The 713-nt window shown below is 64.4% G+C and carries 1 protein-coding gene; it reads right to left on the reverse strand.

The window, feature by feature from the left end:
* Nucleotides 1-713 (reverse strand): hypothetical protein (locus tag AC19YT_RS28350; protein WP_500611398.1); only part of this gene is annotated, 713 nt, incomplete at both ends.

Below are 713 nucleotides of genomic sequence, written 5' to 3' on the forward strand. Positions count from 1 at the left end.
CGGGCCAGGCCGCCGCCGAGGAGGCCTTGGTCATAGTGATCCAGCACCAGGCCGAAGGCGTTGAGCACGTTGCGCAGGGCGTAGGGGTTGGCCGCCCCGGCCGCGGGGGTCGCGGCGTCTTCCAGGGCTCGGGCGACCTGGTCGTTGTTCAGCACCAGGGCGCGCAGGGTCAGGTTGTCGGGGTCGTCGTAGCGGCCGCGCAGGTCTTCCAGCAGTTTGTCGATAATCAGTTGATGGCCCGTCAACCCGGTCAGGCACGCGCTCACCTGGTCGGTAAAACACAGGCCACTGTCCCATTCCCCGCTGTCGTGGTTGCTGCCCAGGTGCTGGCGCATCTGAGCGCTCCAGAACCAGCCGACAAAGGCTTGGACCAGCGGCGTGAGGGTCGCTTGCATGAACTGTTCAAGTGCTGCGTGGGACTGTTCCTCGAAGGCAAGGCGCTCGGTTTCGCGGTAGTTGTCGGTGTAACGGGCCCAGGCATCGGCGCGCACCTGTTGCTCTTGCTCGGCGGACAGAGCCTCGTCGTCGTCCTGCGGGAAGTACAGGAGGCTGTCCATTTGATGGGTGTGGCGCGCGAGTTTCTGCACGGTTAACGCACGGGCCAGCGCATCCTCTTCAAGCATGTGGCGCAGCCCCTGGATGGCGCTGGAGGTGGACTTTTTCCAGTGACGCTCCTCGTTGCTTTCATAACGCTCGACCTGGCCGTGGATCAA

The organism is Pseudomonas sp. MF08875 (assembly GCF_059862525.1).